Below are 15,383 nucleotides of genomic sequence, written 5' to 3' on the forward strand. Positions count from 1 at the left end.
CAGATGAACGCACTTGCCAGCCAGATCAAGCCAGCAACCGCAGTGTCAGTTCCGGTCGTCGAGGCCAAAGGTCTCGGTCTCACCTTTGAGACGAATGACGGTCCGGTCCATGCACTGTCCAACGTCAACCTCACCATAAACAAGGGCGATTTCGTCTCGTTCATCGGCCCATCGGGCTGTGGCAAGACAACCTTTCTACGCACCATTGCCGATCTCGAGCAGCCGACCGCCGGGACGCTGTCGGTGAATTCCATGACTCCACGCCAGGCGCGCGAGGCGCGCGCTTATGGCTATGTGTTCCAGGCGGCGGCCCTGTTGCCGTGGCGCACCATCGAGCGCAACGTCGCTTTGCCTCTGGAGGTAATGGGCTTTTCGCGCACTGATGTCGCCGAGCGCATCCACCGCACGCTTGAACTCGTCAATTTGACTGGGTTCGAGAAAAAATATCCGTGGCAATTGTCCGGCGGCATGCAGCAACGCGCTTCAATCGCGCGCGCGCTCGCGTTCGATGCCGATCTGCTTTTGATGGACGAGCCCTTCGGTGCGCTTGATGAAATCGTGCGCGATCACCTCAACAGCCAGTTGCTGGAACTGTGGGCGCGTACGTCGAAGACGATCTGCTTCGTGACGCACTCGATCCCCGAGGCGGTGTATCTGTCGACAAAGATCGTGGTAATGTCGCCGCGACCAGGACGGGTGACCGACGTGATTGAGTCAACCCTGCCGAAAGAGCGTCCGCTGGATATCCGCGAAACGCCGGAATTCCTCGCTATTGCGGCACGGGTTCGTGACGGCCTGCGTGCCGGTCATTCCTACGAGGATTGACCGCCATGGACAGGTTTCGTGACAAGATCATCCCGGTTCTGACGATCCTGATGGGGATCGTCATTGCGTGGTATATCGGCGCCTACGCACTTAACGCGCCGTTCCAGCGCGATCTCGACCGGCGGGCGGGTGAAACTCCGACCACATATGAGTTCGTCGTCAAGACGATGACGCAGCCGAAGCCGACGCTGCCAGCACCGCATCAGGTGGCGTCGAATTTTTTTGAGAACACGTTTCTACGCAAGGTCAGTTCAGCGCGCAGCCTTGTCTATCATGCAGGCGTCACTCTTGCCTCGACGCTGAGCGGTTTCGCTCTCGGTACTTTGCTTGGCATTTTGATTGCCGTTGGCATCGTTCACGTGACGACGCTTGATCGCAGCCTGATGCCGTGGATCATCACCTCGCAGACGATCCCCATTCTGGCGCTGGCGCCGATGATCATCGTCGTACTGGCGGCGGTCGGCATTACGGGGCTGATCCCCAAGGCGCTGATTTCGACCTATCTTTCGTTCTTCCCCGTCGCCGTCGGCATGGTGAAGGGGCTGCGCTCGCCAGAGACGATGCATCTCGATTTGATGCACACATACAACGCCAGCAAGGCCGAAACCTTCTGGAAGCTGCGGCTGCCGGCCTCGGTGCCGTTCCTGTTTGCGTCGATGAAAGTGGCGGTTGCGGCCAGTCTGGTCGGCGCGATCATCGGCGAATTGCCGACAGGTGCTGTCGCCGGTATCGGCGCCAAGCTGCTTTCCGGCTCCTACTACAGCCAGACCATCGACATGTTCTCGGCACTTGTCGCCGGTGCAGTCGTTGCCGCCTTGTTGGTGACCTTGGTTGGCGTTGCCGGAAAACTTGTTGAACGGGCGATGGGAGCGCGGCCGGCATGACCAGAGTCTATCACAATTGGCAGGCGCTGGCTGTCCTCGTGCTGGTTGCCAGTTCCGCTCTCTCGCTGCCGTTGATGTCGGGTCTTCCGTCGGGGGGTAGCACGGCCATCATCATGATCAGTCTGATTGCCGGAGCGCTGGCGGCCATGGCAACGCAACTGTCGCTGCCGCGACTGGCGGTGTTGGCAGTCGCGCCGCATCTGGCAGCTTGGTTGCTGCTGGCACAAGCGGGGCAAGCGCCGGGGCAGGCGACAGCATCATTCTGGGTGTTGCTTGCCGCCAGCTGGTTGCTGGCGTGGCGGCTGGCAAGCAGCCTGTCGGCGATCAAGGCGCGGACCCGTGGCGTGGATCTCGCCTTGCGTCTGATCATACCGACATTGTTCGGCGTGTGGATCCTGCTCCTGTGGGAAGCCATCGTGATCGGAGCGGGCATTCCGTTCGTGCTGTTGCCGCCACCCTCGGCGGTCGCCGCGCGCTTTGCGAATTCGCTGCCGGTGCTGGCCGCTGACGTCAACCAGACGATCTTCAAGTCGGTGCTCATCGGTTACGTTCTTGGCTGTTCGACGGGGTTTCTCGCAGCGATCGTTGCCGACAGGTTCGTGTTCATCCGTCGTGGGCTTCTGCCGGTGGGCAACATGGTCTCGGCCCTGCCGATCATCGGCATTGCTCCGATCATGGTGATGTGGTTCGGCTTCGACTGGCATTCGAAGGCAGCCGTCGTCGTGGTGATGACCTTCTTCCCGATGCTGGTGAATACTGGGGCCGGGCTGGCGGCAGACGGGCACATGGAGCGCGACCTGATGCGCACCTATGCCTCGGGCTACTGGCAGACGCTGGCCAAGCTGCGTTTGCCCGCAGCGATGCCGTTCATCTTCAACGCTTTGAAGATCAATTCGACCTTGGCGCTGATTGGTGCCATCGTAGCTGAGTTTTTCGGAACACCAGTCGTCGGCATGGGCTTTCGTATCTCCACCGAGGTCGGGCGCATGAATGTCGACATGGTTTGGGCGGAAATTGCGGTGGCAGCACTCGCGGGTTCCGTCTTCTATGGCGTGATAGCTCTCGCAGAAAGAGCAATCACGTTTTGGCATCCGTCTGTCCGTGGGGGATAGACGTAACCAGAGGGTAACAAGATGAAAAAATACATCGTTTCCGCTTTGGCCGGGGCAATGTCCCTGGCAGCGATGCAGGCATGGGCGGCAGATGCCGTCACCCTGCAAACCAAATGGGTAGCGCAGTCACAGTTTGCCGGCTACTACGTTGCGCTCGACAAGGGGTTCTATGAGGAAGAGAACCTCGACGTCACCATCAAGCCCGGCGGACCCGACATTGCGCCCGAACAGGTGATCGCCGGCGGCGGTGCCGACGTCGTGGTGACCTGGATGGCCGCAGGTCTGGCCGCGCGCGACAAGGGCGTGCCGCTGGTCAATATCGCCCAGCCTTACAAGAAGGCCGGTATGCAGCTCGTCTGCCCCGCCGATGGGCCGATCAAGACCGAAGCCGATTTCAAGGGCCACACGCTTGGTGTCTGGTTCTTCGGTAACGAATATCCGTTCTATGCGTGGATGCACAAGCTTGGCCTGCCGACCGAAGGTGGCCCTGACGGCGTGACCGTGCTGAAGCAGTCTTTCGACGTCCAGCCGCTGATCCAGAAGCAGGCCGACTGCATCTCGGTGATGACCTATAATGAGTATTGGCAGGTCATCGACGCGGGATTCAAGCCGGAGGATCTGATTGTCTTCAACTATACCGAGATGGGCAACGACCTTCTGGAAGACGGTCTCTATGTCATGGAAGACAAGCTGGCCGACCCTGCGTTCAAGGAGAAGATGGTGCGCTTCGTGCGTGCGTCGATGAAGGGCTGGGCCTATGCGATGGAGCATCCGGAAGAAGCCGGGGCGATCATCATCGACAATGGCGGTCAGGACGAAAACCACCAGGTGCGCATGATGACGGAAGTCGCCAAGCTCATCGACAAGCCGGACGCCAAGCTGATCCCGGCTGCCTATGAGCGCACAGCCAAGGCGCTGCTCGATCAGAAGATTATCGAGAAGGCCCCGGAAGGTGCCTACACCACCGAAATCACCGACGCGATGTAAATCGTTCGTGTATTCGACAATTGAAAGGGGCGTTATCGCCCCTTTCCCTTTTTGGTAGCAAATATTTCGCAGACCCGCCTGTGTCGAAAAGATAGGGTGGAAGCAATCTTGCTTGAAATCAGGAGTAGATCATGGCGGCGCCCCGTCCCTCGAAAACGCATATCGGCAATCACAGGTTGCACCCCGAAACCCTTATGCTCAGCTATGGGTTCGATCCTGAATTGTCGGAAGGCGCGGTCAAGCCGCCGGTGTTCCTGACCTCGACCTTTATCTTCCGCTCCGCAGAAGAGGGGCGCGATTTCTTTGACTATACGTCGGGACGCAAGGAACCGCCGCAGGGGACAGCGGCGGGGCTGGTCTATTCGCGTTTCAATCACCCGAACAGCGAGATCGTCGAGGACCGCCTCGCCGTTCACGAAGGCACCGAGGCGTGCATCCTGTTTTCGTCCGGCATGTCGGCGATTTCGACAACGCTGCTCGCCTATGCGCGTCCCGGCGACGTGGTGCTGCATTCGCAGCCGCTCTATGGCGGCACCGAGACGCTGCTGGTCGGAACGCTGTCGAAATTCGGCATCCAGACGGCTGCATTCTCTGATGGTGTCGACGCAGAGGCGGTACGCAAGGCTGCCGACGAAGCCATGGCGAAGGGACGTGTGGCGGTGATCCTGATTGAAACGCCGTCGAACCCGACCAATACGCTGGTCGACATCGCCCTGATGGCGCAGGTGGCGTCCGAGATTGAAGCGCGGCAGGGCCACCGCCCGGTCGTCGTCTGCGACAACACGTTGCTCGGCCCGGTGTTCCAGCGCGCAACCGAGCATGGCGCAGACATTTCGGTCTATTCGCTGACCAAATATGTCGGCGGCCATTCCGATCTGATCGCCGGTGCTGCGCTAGGGTCGAAGGCGATGACGCGCCCGGTCAAGGCTCTGCGGGGCGCAATCGGCACGCAGCTTGATGCGCATTCCTGCTGGATGCTGGGCCGTTCGCTGGAAACGCTGACCTTGCGCATGGAAAAGGCCAATGCCAATGCCGCGCTGGTGGCGCAATTCCTTGACGATCACGCCAAGGTGACGAAGGTGCATTATCTGCCGTTTCTTGATCCGGCCTCCGCAGCGGGCAAGGTGTTTGCCAAACAATGCAGCGGTGCAGGCTCGACATTTTCGTTCGACATCGCCGGGGGCGAACCGGCTGCCTTCCGTTTCCTTAACGCGTTGCAGATCCTGAAGCTGGCGGTCAGCCTCGGCGGAACGGAATCGCTGGCGAGCCATCCTGCTTCGACCACCCATTCAGGCGTGCCGGTCGAGGTGCGCAATCGCATAGGGGTGTTGGATACCACTATCCGCCTGTCGATTGGCGTCGAGCATCCCGACGATCTGCTCGCCGATCTCGCACAGGCGCTTTCGGCAGCTTGACTCAGCTGCTGCTCAGCGCCAACCGGCGTCGCTCGTCGTCGCGAAATGCGGCGGGCGACATGCCGGCATGTTTGCGGAAGAAGCGGCTGAAATAGGCCGGATCGGAAAAACCGAGCGAATAGGCGATGCCCTGCACCGGCGTTGGCGTGAAGACGAGATCACGCCGCGCTGCCTCGACGATGTGTGTTGCGATTAACCCCAACAGCGATAAGCCGGTGGCCGTGCGCGTCAGTCGGTTGAGATGGGTTGTCGAGACGCCAAGTGCCGCGGCGTAGAATTCGGCCGGCTTGTGAGTTCGGAAATGGGCGGAAATCAGCGTCGTCAGCTGATCGAGACGATGACGCTCCGGCTCTGACAGATGGCTCTCTGCACCAGTCTTCCCGGCGCGCGCCAGCCCGACGATCGCGCCTGTCATCAGCGGCTCGAGCAGCAACAGGCGGCTGGATGTCCGGCTATGGAGTTCGTTGTGCAAACGCGCGATGCACTCCGCCGCATAGTCGGCATCGTCATCGCCTTCGGGCAGGGCAACGACGCGCGTTTGCGCAGTGAAGCTCGCGATATGGCGGTCGGCGGCAGCCAGCGAGCGCAGCCGGTCGCCCAGAGCGGTAATCACCAATCCGTCGACATCGAGCTGATAGGAGAAGCCGTGAACCGCGCCGGGTGGAATGAACACCGCACAGGGCGCCTGCATTATCGTCGCGCCGTGTGGCTCAACGATCTCGCCGCTGCCGACCGTGAGGTAGAAAATCTGGAAGAACGCATCGTGGCGATGTTGCGCGATATGCCAATTGTGCAGGTGCGTGCGCACCGGGATCGTCTCGCTGTGAATCCAGAAATCGCCAGACTCGCCTGATTTTTCACGATAAAGCCGGTAGGTCGGAACGGGTCTAGTCATCTCGGCGTCCGTTGGAGCATGTTCGGATTGTGCAAGCGAATGCACGAAATGTCCATTGTTTCGCGACCAGCGCCGGCTCTAGTATACAATTTCAGTTTCGCGGAGGAGTGTAGGATGCGAACGCAGGTGGCCATTATTGGCTCGGGCCCGTCGGGACTGCTTCTGGGTCAACTTCTGGCCGATGCCGGCGTGGATACGATCATTCTGGAGCGGGCGACGAAGGACTATGTTCTCGGCCGTATTCGCGCAGGTGTGCTGGAGGAGGGCATGGCCGACATGCTCGACGAAGCCGGTGCCGGCGCGCGTATGCGCAGGGAAGGCCTGCCGCATGACGGATTCGACCTGACCTTTTCCGGCCGTCACCACCGCATTGATCTTCATGCTCTGACTGGCAAGCGCGTCGTCGTCTACGGCCAGACCGAAGTCACGCGCGACCTGATGGATCGCCGCGAGGCCACAGGTGGGGTAACGATCTACGAAGCGCAGAACGTCCAACCCCACGATTTCGACGGCGCATCGCCGTATGTGACTTATGACAAGGACGGTGTGACGCACCGCATCGATTGCGATTTCATCGCTGGATGCGATGGCTTTCATGGCCCATCACGCAAGGCTGTAGAAGGTAAGGGATTGCAGACGTTCGAGCGTGTCTATCCGTTTGGCTGGCTCGGCATCGTTGCCGAGGTGCCGCCAGTCAGTCATGAATTGATCTATTGCAACCATCCGCGCGGATTTGCGCTGTGCTCGATGCGCTCCAACACCCGCAGCCGCTATTACGTCCAATGCGCGCTCGATGAAAAGGTCGAGGAATGGTCGGATGACCGGTTCTGGGACGAGATTCGCCGTCGCCTGCCAGCGGAAACGGCGGAGGCGGTGACCACAGGACCGTCGATCGAGAAGTCAATCGCGCCGCTGCGGTCGTTTGTGGCCGAACCGATGCGGTTTGGGCGTCTGTTCCTTGTGGGCGATGCCGCTCATATCGTGCCGCCTACCGGGGCTAAGGGGCTCAACCTTGCTGCCAGCGACGTGCGCTATTTGTTTGACGGCTTGCGCGACTATTATGCGGACAAGAGCGACAGCGGGATCAATGCCTATTCCGAGCGCGCGTTGCGGCGGGTGTGGAAAGCCGAGCGGTTCTCGTGGTGGATGACCAACACGATGCACCGGTTCCCCGATGCGGGACCGTTCGGGCAGCGGATGCAGGAAGCTGAACTCGACTATTTGTCGGGCTCGATCGCAGCGCAGACCTCGCTGGCGGAAAATTATGTCGGCCTGCCGTACTGACGCGGCAAACCGGAGAGAGTGATGACCGAAAAGACCAAACGTTACGAAGAGGGCATGGCAACGCGCCGCAAGGTGCTGGGCGACGCCCATGTCAATCGCGCCGAAGCGGCAAAGACCGCTTTTGATGAACCCTACCAGGATCTGATCACCGAGGCAGCGTGGGGCCATGTCTGGTCGCGCGACACCATTTCGAAGCGCGAACGCTCGATGATCACGTTGGCTTTGCTGGCAGCACTTGGAAACCTTGAAGAAGTCGCCATGCACACTCGCGCGACCGCCAATACAGGCGCGACGCGCGACGACATCATGGAAGCGATGCTGCATGTGGCGATCTATGCCGGCGTGCCGCGCGCCAATCACGCAATCAAGATCGTCAGGGAAACCCTTGATGCTATGGACAAGGAGCAAGCGCAATGAGCGAGGGTAAGCTCTCCAACCGCAGGCCGGAGACGGGCGCGTTCTACCAGCGCGACCTCGACTGGCACCCCAAGGCATTCACGCCAGGCTATAAGACCTCCGTCTTGCGCTCGCCGCAGAAGGCGCTGCTGTCGCTGGACGGCACGATTTCAGAGACGACCGGCCCGCGCTTTGGTCACAACATCATTGGTGAACTCGACAACGACCTGATCCTCAATTTCGCGCGTCCCGGCGAAAGCGCTATCGGGCCGCGCATCATCGTTTATGGACGGGTGCTCGACGAGAATGGCCGTGGCGTTCCCGGCGCTCTGCTCGAATACTGGCAGGCCAATGCCGGCGGTCGCTACCGCCACCGCAAGGAAGGCTATCAGGCGGCGCTTGATCCGAATTTCGGCGGTTGTGGCCGCTCGATCACTGACGAGGACGGCGGTTACTACTTCCGTACCATCCAGCCCGGACCTTACCCATGGCCGAACGGCCCCAACGACTGGCGTCCGGCGCACATCCACTTCTCGGTGTTCGGGACGGGCTTTGCCCAGCGCCTGATCACGCAGATGTATTTCGATGGCGATCCGATGATCCCGCTGTGCCCGATCGTGCGCACGCTCAACGATCCGCAGGCCGCTGCCGCCCTGACGGCAAAGCTCGACATGCAGTCGACGCTGCCGATGGACAGCCGCGCTTACAAGTTCGACATCGTGCTACGCGGCCGCCGCTCCACCTTCTTCGAGAACCGTCGCGAAGGAAACTGATCCATGTTCCAGTCTCTTAATCGTCTCAAGGAAAGCCCGTCGCAAACGGCTGGTCCTTACGTTCATATCGGCCTGACGCCGAATTTCGCCGAGATCACCGGCGTCTATCCGGACGACCTCGGCACGTCGATGGTCAACGACAAGACCAAAGGCGAGCGCATCACCATCACCGGTCGTGTGCTCGATGGCACCGGCACGCCGCTAAAGGACGCGCTGGTCGAAATCTGGCAGGCAGACGCCGACGGTCTCTACAATTCGCCGTCCGAAATGCGTGGCTCCGCCGACGCCAACTTCACCGGCTGGGGCCGTTGCCCCTCCGGCATGGACGATGGTGTCTTCCGGTTCGAGACGATCAAGCCAGGCAGGGTTCCGTATCCGGATGGCCGCATGCAGGCGCCGCATGTCACCTTGTGGATCGTCGCGCGCGGGATCAATATCGGCTTGCAGACGCGGATGTATTTCCCCGAAGAAGAGACAGCCAACGCCGAGGATCCGATCCTCGGGCGTGTCGAGCATCGCATCCGGGTCGGCACGTTGATTGCGCAGAAGGTCGAGGGCGGCTACAGCTTTGACATTCACCTGCAGGGTGACAAAGAAACTGTCTTCTTCGACATCTGAGCTGAAAACGCTGTGACCATATCCCCGTTCGACCATCCTGTGCTTGGCGGCCTGCTCTCAGATGAGGAGGTCGCTGCCGCGTTCACCGCGAAGGCCGAACTCGACGCGCTGCTTGCGTTCGAGATTGCTTTGGCGCAAGCGGAGGCCGAAACGGGGGTCATCCCGGCTGAGGCAGGGGCTGGTATCGCGCAGGCCCTTGCGACCGTCTCACCCGATATTGCCGCCTTGCGGCAGGGTGTGGCGCAGGATGGCGTCGTCATCCCGCAATTCGTCACCCAGTTGCGCGCTGCGGTCGGCGACAAATTTGCACCGCATGTGCATTTTGGCGCGACCAGCCAGGATGTCGTCGACACGGGACTGGCGCTGCGGCTTGGTCCGGTGCTGCACCTTCTCGACACGCGCCTTTCAGCGGTGATTGAAACACTAGCCGCGCTCGAAGCCCGCGATGGCGAGATCGAAACGATGGCACATACCCGGATGCAGGCGGCGATTCCGGTGCCTGCATCGCGCAAGATCGCCAGCTGGCGTGAGCCGCTGGTGCGTCATCGCGAGCGTCTTGGCGATGTGCGTGACGAAGTGTGCGTCCTCAGCTTCGGTGGCGCAGCCGGAACTTTGGAAAAGCTCGGAGACAGCGCGCAGGCGGTGCGTGACGCGTTGGCCCGACTTTTGTCTCTGCGTGCGGTATCGCGCCCGCGTCACAGCGAGCGCGACGGCATTGTTGCGCTGGCCTCATGGCTTTCGCTGGTCAGTGGCAGCCTCGGCAAGATGGGGCAGGACGTAGCTCTTCTGGCGCAAAGCGAGGTCGGCGAGGTCAAGCTCGCCTCCGGCGGCGGTTCCTCGGCGATGCCGCACAAGGTCAATCCGGTGGGGGCCGAAACGCTGGTGACGCTGGCGCGTTTTAACGCGACGCTGGTGTCCGGCATGCACCAGTCGCTGGTGCACGAGAACGAGCGCTCGGGTGCCGCGTGGACGCTCGAATGGCTGTTGTTGCCTCAAATGGTCATGGCGACCGGCAGCGCGCTCAGGACAGCGCAGACATTGCTGCAGTCCCTGTCGTTTCAACGGCGCTAAGCTGCTTCCGGCCAGATTTACACGAATGGCATTCCAGGCTCGTATCTGCGCGGCAGGAGCCGTGCCAGGTAATGGTACCCATTTTCCGACAATTGATTTTCATCCGGTTGCAGAAAATCGGCCGGCATATGGCGCGTCTTGCCGGCAACGTTCTCGAGCGGCACCTTGCGTAGCACTGTCTCGCCGCCTTGTTCTTGTAGCGCCACCGAACCGCCGCCTTGCGCGGCCACCTCGATGGCAAACCGTCCAGCTTCAAACGCTTCGCGCGCATCTACCTCGTTGATCATTCCGATATTGCCGCGCGGCAGATAGCCAAACGTATCGACGCGCGCGCGCTTGCCTTTCAGATCCTCGGCGAGGATATGTTCGATTGCATGGGCAAGGTCGGTGCCCGACAGTTTGACGTTGCCATGAGCGTCATATTCCAGTCGGTCGTGAGTGGTCAGTTCTTCCACCAGAGACTTGCCCGATGGCGAGGTGATGCCCTCCGACAGCGCCACGATGCAGCGACCGTGCCGTGCCATCGTCCGCTTGATGTCGTCGACGAAGCGTGCGCGCTCGAAAGCGCGCTCGGGCACGTAGATCAGATGTGGGCCACTTTCATCGTCCAGCCGCCATGCCGCAGAAGCGGCAGTCAGGAAGCCGGCGTGCCGGCCCATCACGATGCCGCAATAGATGCCGGGCAGGGCGCGGAAGTCGAGATCAACCGACAGGAACGCGGACGCAACAAATTCTCCGGCGGAGATAAAGCCCGGCGTGTGGTCGTTGTCGACGAGATCATTGTCGATCGTTTTTGGAGCGTGGACAAATGCGATGCTGGAGCCGGCCGCATCGCGCAGGATGGCCTGCGTGCCAGACGTGTCGTTGCCGCCGATGTAGATGAACGCATCCGCGTCGACTTCACGCAAACCCTGCAGGATCAGCTCGCAATAGGCAGCGTCAGGCTTGTCGCGGGTGGAGCCCAGCGCCGCGCTCGGCGTGGCAGCAATCCGTAAAAGCGCGTCTTCGGGTTGAAGGGAGAGGTCGACATAATCACCGTCGCGGATGCCCCGAACACCGAAGCGCGCTCCGAGTACGCGGCATCCGGGATGTCGTCGCCGTGCTTCCAGCGCGGCGCCGACCATGGTCTGATTGATTACGGCGGTCGGCCCGCCTCCCTGAGCTATTACAAATGTCTGGGGCATCACTGTCATCCTGGCTGCGCGTGATTGCGAATCTGACACGAAACACGCGAGTTCGAAAGATGTTGAAGCAAAGTTCTGACCGCCTCTTTCCTTCAGATCTTCAGGCGATACATAAGTCATCTAATGCAGAAGCGCGAAGGAGAGAGCCGATGAGGCGTCATGTTTTGCTGACCGCCGCAATGGTTTGTGTTGCAACTTTTGCCTATGCCCAAGGGCGGCGCCCAGATACCCGGACGATGAATTGTGAAGAAGTTCAGTCAATGATCGCCCAGCGTGGCGCCGTGGTCATGTCGACGGGACGACACACGTATGATCGTTATGTCAGTGACAGGTTCCAATGTTCTTTCAGCAGTGAGGTTGCGGTACGTACCTATGTGCCGGCCCTTGACAGGCGCAGCTGTCCCGTTCGCCGCTGTGAAATGTACGACCCGGAAGATCGCTTCGGTGATTTCATGAACTGATCGTTTTCCAATCGAGCGAGAGGAAGACCGCCGTCAGCCTTCAATGCCGAGCATGCTCATTCGGCCGTTTGAGCAAGTGTGCGGCGTGGAAATGAGCGTTTCAGCTCTACGTAAGGAATGCGCGCCGCGCCAAAGGATTTGCTTGCCCGACCGGTTTGGCCTATGCGATGCCTCGTTTCTTGCATGATGCTTCAGGGGTTATCCCGTGGCACAGCGAAAGGCTCGACATGCTGGCTCCCGACGGGACAAATCACACCACTGACGAAACCGCGATTATCGACGACGCGATTATCTCGCGGCGGTCTGTGCGCGCATTTCTCCCTACGCCGGTGGAAGACGATGTAATCCGTGAAATCCTGCAGGTTGCGGCACGAGCCCCATCTGGCACCAACATGCAGCCCTGGAAAGTGTTTGTTGTTTCTGGCGATAAGAAACAGGCAGTGACCGACGCGATCCTCAATTCCGGTATTCGTCCCGAAAAAATAGCATGGGATGAGTACAAGTATTATCCTGACCAGTTTTTTGAGCCTTACCAGTCACGCCGTCGCGCCAATGGATTTGCTCTTTATGGCCTGCTCGGCATTGGCCGTCGCGAGGTGGAGAAGATGCGTGCGCAGCACGATCGCAACTTCACCTTCTTCGATGCGCCGGTTGGATTGATCTTCACGATCGATCGCAGGCTCAATGTCGGTTCGTGGCTTGACCACGGCATGTTCCTGCAGTCGATCATGATCGCGGCGCGTGCACGTGGGCTCCATACTTGCCCGCAAGCGGCATTCGCGCCCTATCACCGTCTGATCCGTCCGATCCTCGAACTGCCTGACGAGGAGATCGTGGTGTGTGGCATGGCACTTGGTTATGAGGACGAGAGCAAGCCCGAAAACAGCTTGCGTAGCGAACGCGCACCGCTTGAAGAGTTCGTGACCTTCGTCAAGTAAACATGTGCTGCCTGGTGCAGCGCGGCTTGCCGCTGCGGGCGCTGTCGCATATCAACAGCTATTGGTCCTCACGGAATTTCGTTCATCGCATGAAGTGGACGGCGTCTTTATTCCTCCGGCTTCTCGTGCTGCTGATGTTGGCGGCGGGTTCGAATGTTGCCCTGGCGCAGACGCAAGGAGCCGTCGAGACCAATGGCGCGCAGCCTGAAGCGGGACCAGCGCGGACATCGGATCCCGACATCGTCGCCGAACAGGGAGAGAAAATTGCCTGGATTCGTGAGCGGGCCGAAATTCTCCAGGCGCGGGTGGCAGGCAATGCCGACAATGATGCCGTGCTGGTTGAAATTCGCACGGAACTTGATGCGCTCGCCCGAGACCTGATCGCTGCCGGCGTTTCATTTCGTCCGCGCCTCGCTGCTATCAATGCGCGATTGGATGAAATCGGTCCATCGCGAGGCGAGGGAGAGCCGGCCGAGCCAGAAACTCTGGCTCGCGAACGTCAGAGCCTGACCGAAGAGAAGTCGCATATCAATGCGCTGCTGGGCGAGGCCGAGCGCCTGTCGCTTCGCGTAACCCGCTTGATCGAAGAAATTGCTCAGACGCGGCGTGCGTTATTTAGCAGTTCCCTGTCGAGGCGCTACGATATCTCCTCCGCCCTCAGCCCGGACGTCTGGCACGACGCACGGACGGAAACGCGCAAACTGAAGAACGCGGTGTCTTCCTGGTTTGTGTTCATGCTCAGATACAAGCTGAATTCTGCACTTCTGGCAGCGTTGTTTGCCTCTGCAGCGGCAGCTGTTCTGTTCATCGGCGGCAGGAAAATTATTGGTCAACTTGGCAAGCCCGACCCCGCGCGCGCCGAGCCAAGCTATCTTGCGCGGCTTTCGGTTTCGTTCTGGTCGACGGTGCTTCCTTCTTTGTCTCTCGTTGCATTTCTGGGCGCGACGTATTTTTTCTATAGTTATTTCGGACTTCTGCGCAGCGACATTGCGCAAATGATGGCTGGTCTCTTCACGGTCGTCGCGGTGCTTTTTGCCGTCTGGTCGTTGCTGCATTCGGTATACGCGCCGGCTCTGCCCAACTGGCGCATGGTTCCGGTATCGGACAGCGGCGCCCGCTTGTTGCTCGGCCTTACTTTCCTGATGGTGCTCGTCACAGGGGTTGATCACCTGGCCAGTCGCATCAACCAGGTGCTGGGCTCGCCGCTGACCCTGACGGTCGCAAAGAGCCTCGTCTACACGGTGCTGGTCGGCGTGCTACTTGGCATCATCGGGCTTGTGCTGCCGAGGACGAGAAAAGACGGCAGTCCGCCAAGCCGCTGGGCAACGCTGTCACGCGCCGTGATTTTCCTGCTTGCAGGCGGAACCATCGCGGCGGCGCTGCTCGGCTATATCGGTCTGGCCCGTTTCATAGCCCAGCAGGTGGTTGTCACAGGCGCAATTCTGGCCACGATGTATCTCGGCTATCAGTCGTCTTCCGCCGTTTCGGATATTGGAGCGTTTGGGCGCACGGGCCTTGGCCGGTTTCTGGACCGAAAATATCAGATCGATGAAGCGACGAAGGATCAGCTTGGTCTGGTCTTCGGCATGCTGATCAACCTGCTTGTGTTGGCCATTGGTTTGCCCCTTATTTTCCTTCAGTGGGGCTTTCAGTGGGGCGATATTGAAGCATGGACCTATAACGCCGCTAACGAATTGCGCATCGGCTCGATTTCGATCTCGTTGGTTGGCATAGTCACCGGTATCGTGGTGTTCCTGCTGGGTTACTTTGGCACCCGCGTTTTCCAGCGCTGGCTCGATGGCAAGGTGATGGCACGGGGCCGGGTGGATCCTGGCCTGCGCAATTCGATTGGTACGGCTGTCGGTTATGCCGGTATTGCGCTTGCCGGGCTTGTCGCCATCTCGGCTGCCGGGCTTGACCTGTCCAATCTGGCGCTCGTCGCCGGTGCCCTGTCGCTGGGTATCGGCTTTGGGCTACAGAATATCGTCAACAATTTCGTTTCCGGGCTGATCTTGCTTGCGGAGCGGCCGTTCAAGGTTGGCGACTGGATTGTCGCCAGCGGGGTTGAGGGCTCGGTCAAGAAGATCAGTGTGCGCGCTACTGAGGTTGAAACCTTCCAACGACAGACGGTTATCGTACCCAACTCGTTGCTGATCAACGCCTCGGTTGCGAACTGGACGCATCGCAACAAGCTCGGCCGGGTCGAGGTGAAGGTTGGTGCATCCTATGAAAGCGATCCTCGTCGAGTACAGGAACTGCTGCTGGAAATAGTCCGCGCGCAACCGAACGTCCTGAAAAACCCTGAACCGGTCGTGCTGTTTTTGGGGTTCGGGGTATCGTCGCTTGATTTTGAACTGCGTGCCTTCCTTGCGGACATCACGAGTCAGAGCGCCTTCCTCAACGAGGTGCGCTTTCAGATTTTTGAGCGTTTCAAAGCGGAGGGCATTGATTTGCCCTATACTCAACCGACCGGACTTGTGCGGCCGGTCGCCCCGCTCGTCTAGACCGTTCAGGTGGTGTTCAGGTGAGAACATCTATAT

General features: G+C 60.0%; 15 protein-coding genes. 13 read left to right on the forward strand and 2 right to left on the reverse strand.

Annotation, left to right across the window (positions count from 1 at the left end):
* Positions 1-3 precede the first annotated feature (3 nt).
* From BMZ42_RS13075 to BMZ42_RS13095, 5 genes are all read left to right on the forward strand, one after another.
* Positions 4-825 (forward strand): ABC transporter ATP-binding protein, encoded by an 822-nt coding sequence (locus BMZ42_RS13075; RefSeq protein ID WP_091523317.1) that lies wholly within the window; start codon positions 4-6, stop codon positions 823-825.
* A 5-nt stretch (positions 826-830) separates the two neighbouring features.
* Positions 831-1,709 (forward strand): ABC transporter permease, encoded by an 879-nt coding sequence (locus BMZ42_RS13080; RefSeq protein ID WP_091523155.1) that lies wholly within the window; start codon positions 831-833, stop codon positions 1,707-1,709.
* Positions 1,706-2,821, forward strand: a complete 1,116-nt coding sequence (locus BMZ42_RS13085; RefSeq protein WP_091523157.1) for an ABC transporter permease — start codon at positions 1,706-1,708, stop codon at positions 2,819-2,821. The genes BMZ42_RS13080 and BMZ42_RS13085 overlap by 4 nt, the downstream gene beginning before the upstream one ends.
* A gap of 21 nt (positions 2,822-2,842) precedes the next feature.
* Positions 2,843-3,808 (forward strand): ABC transporter substrate-binding protein, encoded by a 966-nt coding sequence (locus BMZ42_RS13090; protein WP_091523160.1) that lies wholly within the window; start codon positions 2,843-2,845, stop codon positions 3,806-3,808.
* A 131-nt stretch (positions 3,809-3,939) separates the two neighbouring features.
* Positions 3,940-5,223: a cystathionine gamma-synthase family protein gene (locus BMZ42_RS13095; protein WP_091523161.1), complete on the forward strand. Its 1,284-nt coding sequence runs from the start codon at positions 3,940-3,942 to the stop codon at positions 5,221-5,223.
* 1 nt (position 5,224) lies between these two features.
* On the opposite strand, the gene BMZ42_RS13100 is transcribed toward BMZ42_RS13095, so the two are convergent.
* On the reverse strand, positions 5,225-6,118 hold the full coding sequence (locus BMZ42_RS13100) for a helix-turn-helix domain-containing protein (protein ID WP_091523319.1): 894 nt from the start codon (positions 6,116-6,118) through the stop codon (positions 5,225-5,227).
* A 114-nt stretch (positions 6,119-6,232) separates the two neighbouring features.
* Here BMZ42_RS13100 and pobA point away from each other — a divergent pair, with 114 nt between their 5' ends.
* The 5 genes from pobA to BMZ42_RS13125 are packed head-to-tail and all read left to right on the forward strand — an operon-like array spanning position 6,233 to position 10,260.
* Entirely contained in the window at positions 6,233-7,402 is a 1,170-nt protein-coding gene (pobA, locus tag BMZ42_RS13105) for a 4-hydroxybenzoate 3-monooxygenase (protein WP_091523164.1), read from the forward strand.
* 21 nt (positions 7,403-7,423) lie between these two features.
* Complete coding sequence (pcaC, locus tag BMZ42_RS13110) at positions 7,424-7,819, forward strand: 4-carboxymuconolactone decarboxylase (protein ID WP_091523167.1); 396 nt, start codon at positions 7,424-7,426, stop codon at positions 7,817-7,819.
* Complete coding sequence (gene pcaH / locus BMZ42_RS13115) at positions 7,816-8,571, forward strand: protocatechuate 3,4-dioxygenase subunit beta (protein ID WP_091523170.1); 756 nt, start codon at positions 7,816-7,818, stop codon at positions 8,569-8,571. Before pcaC ends, pcaH begins: the two co-directional genes overlap by 4 nt.
* A 3-nt stretch (positions 8,572-8,574) precedes the next feature.
* A complete protein-coding gene (gene pcaG, locus BMZ42_RS13120) occupies positions 8,575-9,189 on the forward strand; it encodes a protocatechuate 3,4-dioxygenase subunit alpha (RefSeq protein WP_091523173.1) in 615 nt (204 codons plus the stop codon).
* Between the two features lie 12 nt (positions 9,190-9,201).
* Entirely contained in the window at positions 9,202-10,260 is a 1,059-nt protein-coding gene (locus BMZ42_RS13125) for a 3-carboxy-cis,cis-muconate cycloisomerase (RefSeq protein WP_091523174.1), read from the forward strand.
* Between the two features lie 17 nt (positions 10,261-10,277).
* Here BMZ42_RS13125 and BMZ42_RS13130 read toward each other — a convergent pair whose 3' ends face one another.
* The gene (locus BMZ42_RS13130; protein ID WP_091523177.1) at positions 10,278-11,444 is read right to left on the reverse strand and encodes a diphosphate--fructose-6-phosphate 1-phosphotransferase; all 1,167 of its coding nucleotides are present in this window, start codon (positions 11,442-11,444) and stop codon (positions 10,278-10,280) included.
* Between the two features lie 149 nt (positions 11,445-11,593).
* Between BMZ42_RS13130 and BMZ42_RS13135 the strand changes: the two genes are divergently transcribed.
* The 3 genes from BMZ42_RS13135 to BMZ42_RS13145 all read left to right on the forward strand — a co-directional run bounded on the left by BMZ42_RS13135 (position 11,594) and on the right by BMZ42_RS13145 (position 15,347).
* Positions 11,594-11,905, forward strand: a complete 312-nt coding sequence (locus BMZ42_RS13135; protein WP_091523179.1) for a hypothetical protein — start codon at positions 11,594-11,596, stop codon at positions 11,903-11,905.
* 227 nt (positions 11,906-12,132) lie between these two features.
* Positions 12,133-12,843, forward strand: coding sequence for a nitroreductase (locus BMZ42_RS13140; RefSeq protein ID WP_175556719.1), 711 nt, complete (start codon positions 12,133-12,135; stop codon positions 12,841-12,843).
* An 89-nt stretch (positions 12,844-12,932) separates the two neighbouring features.
* Positions 12,933-15,347: a mechanosensitive ion channel family protein gene (locus BMZ42_RS13145; RefSeq protein ID WP_175556717.1), complete on the forward strand. Its 2,415-nt coding sequence runs from the start codon at positions 12,933-12,935 to the stop codon at positions 15,345-15,347.
* The last annotated feature ends 36 nt before the right edge of the window (positions 15,348-15,383 follow it).

This window comes from Aquamicrobium aerolatum DSM 21857 (assembly GCF_900113935.1).
Lineage (GTDB): Bacteria > Pseudomonadota > Alphaproteobacteria > Rhizobiales > Rhizobiaceae > Aerobium > Aerobium aerolatum.

Excerpts from the sequence above, each read along its gene's own strand:
- BMZ42_RS13075 (WP_091523317.1), top strand. The coding sequence starts at position 4 with ATGAACGCACTTGCCAGCCAGATCAAGCCAGCAACCGCAGTGTCAGTT.
- BMZ42_RS13080 (WP_091523155.1), top strand. The coding sequence starts at position 831 with ATGGACAGGTTTCGTGACAAGATCATCCCGGTTCTGACGATCCTGATG.
- BMZ42_RS13085 (WP_091523157.1), top strand. The coding sequence starts at position 1,706 with ATGACCAGAGTCTATCACAATTGGCAGGCGCTGGCTGTCCTCGTGCTG.
- BMZ42_RS13090 (WP_091523160.1), top strand. The coding sequence starts at position 2,843 with ATGAAAAAATACATCGTTTCCGCTTTGGCCGGGGCAATGTCCCTGGCA.
- BMZ42_RS13095 (WP_091523161.1), top strand. The coding sequence starts at position 3,940 with ATGGCGGCGCCCCGTCCCTCGAAAACGCATATCGGCAATCACAGGTTG.
- BMZ42_RS13100 (WP_091523319.1), bottom strand. The coding sequence starts at position 6,118 with ATGACTAGACCCGTTCCGACCTACCGGCTTTATCGTGAAAAATCAGGC.
- pobA (WP_091523164.1), top strand. The coding sequence starts at position 6,233 with ATGCGAACGCAGGTGGCCATTATTGGCTCGGGCCCGTCGGGACTGCTT.
- pcaC (WP_091523167.1), top strand. The coding sequence starts at position 7,424 with ATGACCGAAAAGACCAAACGTTACGAAGAGGGCATGGCAACGCGCCGC.
- pcaH (WP_091523170.1), top strand. The coding sequence starts at position 7,816 with ATGAGCGAGGGTAAGCTCTCCAACCGCAGGCCGGAGACGGGCGCGTTC.
- pcaG (WP_091523173.1), top strand. The coding sequence starts at position 8,575 with ATGTTCCAGTCTCTTAATCGTCTCAAGGAAAGCCCGTCGCAAACGGCT.
- BMZ42_RS13130 (WP_091523177.1), bottom strand. The coding sequence starts at position 11,444 with ATGCCCCAGACATTTGTAATAGCTCAGGGAGGCGGGCCGACCGCCGTA.
- BMZ42_RS13135 (WP_091523179.1), top strand. The coding sequence starts at position 11,594 with ATGAGGCGTCATGTTTTGCTGACCGCCGCAATGGTTTGTGTTGCAACT.
- BMZ42_RS13140 (WP_175556719.1), top strand. The coding sequence starts at position 12,133 with ATGCTGGCTCCCGACGGGACAAATCACACCACTGACGAAACCGCGATT.
- BMZ42_RS13145 (WP_175556717.1), top strand. The coding sequence starts at position 12,933 with ATGAAGTGGACGGCGTCTTTATTCCTCCGGCTTCTCGTGCTGCTGATG.